This window comes from Phenylobacterium sp. (assembly GCF_030654915.1).
Lineage (GTDB): Bacteria > Pseudomonadota > Alphaproteobacteria > Caulobacterales > Caulobacteraceae > Phenylobacterium.
The window spans coordinates 1-4,545 of sequence record NZ_JAURWM010000222.1; the positions used below are offsets into that span (position 1 = coordinate 1).

Sequence of the window (4,545 nt, forward strand, 5' to 3'; positions counted from 1 at the left end):
GGTCCATGAGCGTCAGGAAGCCGTCCTCGTCGAACCGGCCGACATCGCCGGTGCGGATGAAGCGCAGGCCCTCGGGGTTGTACCACTCGGCTTCGGACGTCTTGCCCGGCTGGTTGTGGTAGCCGACCATCATCGCCCCAGAACGGCCGACGACCTCGCCGATCTCGCCCTGGGCGACTTCCTTGCCGTCCTCATCAATCAGCCGAATGTCGTGGCCCGGCAGCGGCCTGCCGACCGTGTGCAGCTTGTCGGGATGCTCGTGGGCCACCAAGCCGCAGGAACCGCCGCCCTCGGTCATGCCGTAATATTCGACCAGCCCGCCCGGCCAGCGCTTCAGCACGTCGGCCTTGATCTCGGGCGAGAACGGCGCGCTGGTCGAGAACTTCATCTGGAAGCTGGAGAGGTCGTAGCTGTCGAAATCAGCCCGCTCCATGATCCGGCGGTATTGGACCGGCACCAGCATGGCGTGGGTGACGCGGTGCTTTTCCGACAGCTTCAGGAACTGCTCGGCGTCGAACTTCGGCATCAGCACGGCGGTGCCGCCGTTGGAGATGGTGGGCAGGTACGAGACCAGGGTGGTATTCGAATAGAGCGGCGTCGAGACCATGGTCACCGCCCCGACCGGATAGGCGCCGCGACGGATCTGGCCCCAGCGCATGCGGTGCGGCTGGACGATGCCCTTGGGCGCGCCGGTCGTGCCCGACGAATAGATGATGTTGAAGCCCTGGTCGGGGTCGATGCTCACCGGGGTCGGCTTGGAGCCCTTGGGCGCCAGCCACTCTTCAAAGGCGACACCGACCGGCGAGCCGTCCAGGGCGACGCGCTTGGCGGTGATCTGGTCGGCGACGCCTTCCAATTGTTTGGCGACGCCGGCGTCCAGGAAGAAGACCTTCGCGCCGCAGTCCTTGAGCATCATGACCAGGCTGTCGGCGGTGGAGGACGGCGCCAGCGGCGCGACGATCGCGCCAGCCCGCAGGATGCCGAAGAAGGTCGCGCCGTACTCGGCCGAGGTCGTGGCGCAGACGGCGGCCACATCGGCGGTCTGCACGCCGTCGCGCTGCAGCGCCACGGCGATGCGGTCCATCAGGTCGTCGAGCTCGGCGTAGGAGATCGTGCGGTTCGCGTCGACCAGCGCCGCCTGGGCGCCCAGGTCCTTGGCCTGCTCGCGGATCACGTCGGCGAGCGTCCCGAAGTCCTGGGTGAGAATCTGTTCCGCGGACATGCCTGCTCCCAAATGCTTGTTTGAATTCTGCTGGGGTTCCTAAACCCCGAATCCGCCGGGGCTGCAATCGCCGCTTGCCGCGAGGCGCTTCCCCGAGGGAAAGTATGGGCGCCCGCTCCGGCATTTTGGCGGCGCACCAAGATTGAAGATCAACGGGCCGCTAGAGCCCACCGCATTTCTGGGACGAAACCACATTATGGCTGACGAGATGATCTCGCTTGGGGCCAAGCTGAAATTGCTGGCCGACCTCAAGCCCGACGCCCCCGCGGTGAGCTGCGGCGATACGACCCTCACCTATTCTCAGTTCCACAAGCTGACCAACCGCGCCGCCCGCGGCCTGCAGGCCCACGGGGTGAAGCTGGGCGACCTAGTGACGCTGGGCCTGCCGAATTCGACCGATTTCGCCGTCGCCTGCTGGGCCATGTGGAAGGTCGGCGCGACGCCGCAGCCGATCTCGTTCCGCCTGCCGAAGGGTGAACTGGAAGCGATCATGGAGCTGGCCAAGACGCCGGTGGTGATCGCGCAGTTCGATCACCAGATCGACCGCCCGCTGCTGTCGGTCGCCGACCTGCTGGCCCTGTCGGACGACGACAGCAACCTGCCCGACGTCACCGCCCCGGTTTCGAAAGCCCCGACCAGCGGCGGCTCGACCGGCCGGCCCAAGCTGATCCTGGCAGGGCAACCGGGGGTCAGCACGAAGGACATCCCCGAGGTCGGCGGCTGGCGGCTGAAGCAGGACTCCATCGCCCTGCTGCCGGCGCCGCTCTACCATAACGCCGGCTTCGGCATGATGATGTCGGCCTTCAGCCAGGGCGCGCACATGGTGCTGCTGCCCCGCTTCGAGGCCGAGGCGACCCTGGCGGCCATCGAGAAGCACAAGGCGAGCTGGATCTATCTGGTCCCGACCATGATGAACCGGATCTGGCATCTGCCGGAGGAAACGCGCGCCAAATACGACCTCTCCTCGCTGGAAACGCTCTGGCACCTGGCCGCGCCATGCCCGGCCTGGCTGAAGGAGGCCTTCATCAACTGGGTCGGGGCTGAAACCGTGATGGAGCTCTATGCCGGGACAGAAGCCCAGGCGGTGACCACGATCTCCGGGGCCGAATGGCTGGAGCATCGCGGCTCGGTCGGCAAGGTCACGGTCGGCGAGATGATCGCCATCGGCGAAGACGGCCAGACCCTTGCCCCGCGCGAGGTCGGCGAGATCTACATGCGCCGGCCAGACGGCGCCCCGCCCTCGTACAAGTATCTCGGCGCCACGGCCAAGACGCTGCCGGGCGGATGGGAGAGCCTGGGCGACATCGGCTGGTTCGATGAGGACGGCTATCTGTACCTGGCCGACCGGCGCACCGACATGATCCTGGTGGGCGGCTCCAACGTCTATCCGGCGGAGATCGAAGCGGCGCTGGAAGAGCACCCCGAGGTGCAATCTTGCGCGGTTATCGGCTTCCCGGACGACGACCTGGGCAATCTCATTCACGCGATCGTGCAGACCAAGGGCTCGCGCGATGAAGCCTCGCTGCGGGCGCATCTGGCCGAGAAACTGGTGACCTACAAGCAACCGCGCAGCTACGAATTCGTCGACGAGCCGCTACGCGACGACGCCGGCAAGGTGCGCCGCAGCGCCCTGCGCGACGAGCGTCTGGCCAAACGGAAAGAGCAACAACCGGCGTAGAGATGCTCCCCCGCAGCGAGAGCCGTCAGCGAAGCTGACCGAGAGGCTTCGACTGTTGATCGAAGGAGTCCCCTCCGCCTCGGCGCTTCGCGTCGATCCACCTCCCCAGCGGGAGAGGATCTGGCGCGGGGCCGCTCAGCGGTTGAAGCGGTTGCTGCACCGCGATATGCCAAATCCATTCTTCAAAAGATATTTCCGGGGAAACGCATGAGCATAAAAGGCAAGGCCTACATCATGGGGGCGTACGAGCATCCGCTCCGTGACGCGCCCGACAAGTCGACACCGCAGCTTCACGCCGAATGCGCCAAGGGCGCCTTGGAAGACGCGGGCCTGACCAAGGACGACATCGACGGCTATTTCTGCGCCGGCGACGCCCCCGGCTTCGGGGCCATGTCGATGATCGACTATATGGGCCTGCGCAATGTGCGGCACATGGACTCCACCGAGACCGGCGGGTCGTCCTATCTGCTGCATGTCGGCCATGCCGCCCAGGCGATCGCCGAGGGCAAGTGCTCGGTGGCGCTGGTGACCCTGGCCGGCCGTCCGCGCCAAAACAAGTTCTTCCCCGGCGGCGGCGGCAAGCCCGGCCAACTGACCGACGGCCCGCCCGAGGCCGGCTATGAAAACATCTACGGCGGCTCGACGCACAACACCTACGGCATGTGCGCCATGCGCCACATGTACGAGTACGGCACCACGTCGGAGCAGCTGGCCTGGATCAAGGTCGCCGCCAGCCATCACGCCCAGTACAATCCCAACGCCTTCCTGAAGGACGTCGTGACGGTCGAGCAGGTCGTGAACTCGCGCATGATCTCCGACCCGCTGCACCTGCTGGACTGCTGCGTCGTCACCGACGGCGGCGGCGCGCTGATCGTCGTCTCGCCTGAGGTCGCCAAGACCCTGAACCGCCCCAAGGTGAAGATCATGGGCGCCGGCGAGTCTCCCAAGGGCCCGATGGGCGGCCGCGGCCTCGACCTGACCCACTCGGGCGCGGTCTGGTCCGGCCCCATCGCCTTCGGCGAAGCCGGCGTCACCCCGGCCGACATCAAGTACGCCTCGATCTATGACAGCTTCACCATCACCGTGCTGATGCAGCTGGAAGACCTGGGCTTCTGCGAAAAGGGGCAGGGCGGCAAGTTCGTCGCCGACGGCAACTTGATCTCCGGCGTCGGCAAGCTGCCCTTCAACACCGACGGCGGCGGGCTGTGCAACAACCACCCGACCAACCGCGGCGGCATCACCAAGGTGATCGAGGCGGTGCGTCAGCTCCGCGGCGAGGCTCACCCCAAGGTGCAGGTCCCCAACTGCGACATCGCCCTGGCCCACGGCACGGGCGGCTCGCTCGGCACGCGCCACGGCGCGGCGACCCTCATCATGGAACGGGAGGCTTAAGAGCTATGACCGACGTTCAAGACCGTCCCGCCACCATGACGCGGAACATCCCGGCTCCGGCCGTGACCATCGAGAGCAAGCCCTTCTGGGACGCGGCGACCGAGGGCAAGTTCATGATCAAGCGCTGCACCGCTTGCGGTGAAGCCCACTGGTATCCGCGCGCGCTCTGCCCGTTCTGCTTCTCCGAGAAAACGGTCTGGGAAGAGAGCCCCGGCGAGGGCGTGATCTATTCCTACAGCGTCATGCACCGCTC

General features: G+C 66.4%; 4 protein-coding genes. 3 read left to right on the forward strand and 1 reads right to left on the reverse strand.

From position 1 onward, the window contains the following. The coding region (locus Q7T84_RS11290; protein ID WP_304808809.1) for a class I adenylate-forming enzyme family protein at nucleotides 1–1,222 on the reverse strand (1,222 nt) is incomplete at its 3' end. A gap of 196 nt (nucleotides 1,223–1,418) precedes the next feature. Between Q7T84_RS11290 and Q7T84_RS11295 the strand changes: the two genes are divergently transcribed. The 3 genes from Q7T84_RS11295 to Q7T84_RS11305 form a co-directional block, all read left to right on the forward strand. Beyond that, entirely contained in the window at nucleotides 1,419–2,900 is a 1,482-nt protein-coding gene (locus Q7T84_RS11295) for an AMP-binding protein (RefSeq protein WP_304808811.1), read from the forward strand. A 207-nt stretch (nucleotides 2,901–3,107) separates the two neighbouring features. Next, nucleotides 3,108–4,292 carry a thiolase domain-containing protein gene (locus tag Q7T84_RS11300; protein ID WP_304808813.1) on the forward strand — a complete coding sequence of 395 codons (1,185 nt, stop codon included), beginning with the start codon at nucleotides 3,108–3,110 and terminating at the stop codon, nucleotides 4,290–4,292. Between the two features lie 5 nt (nucleotides 4,293–4,297). Continuing rightward, a partial coding sequence (locus tag Q7T84_RS11305; RefSeq protein ID WP_304808815.1) for a Zn-ribbon domain-containing OB-fold protein occupies nucleotides 4,298–4,545 on the forward strand: 248 nt, incomplete at its 3' end.

Excerpts from the sequence above, each read along its gene's own strand:
- Q7T84_RS11295 (WP_304808811.1), top strand. The coding sequence starts at position 1,419 with ATGGCTGACGAGATGATCTCGCTTGGGGCCAAGCTGAAATTGCTGGCC.
- Q7T84_RS11300 (WP_304808813.1), top strand. The coding sequence starts at position 3,108 with ATGAGCATAAAAGGCAAGGCCTACATCATGGGGGCGTACGAGCATCCG.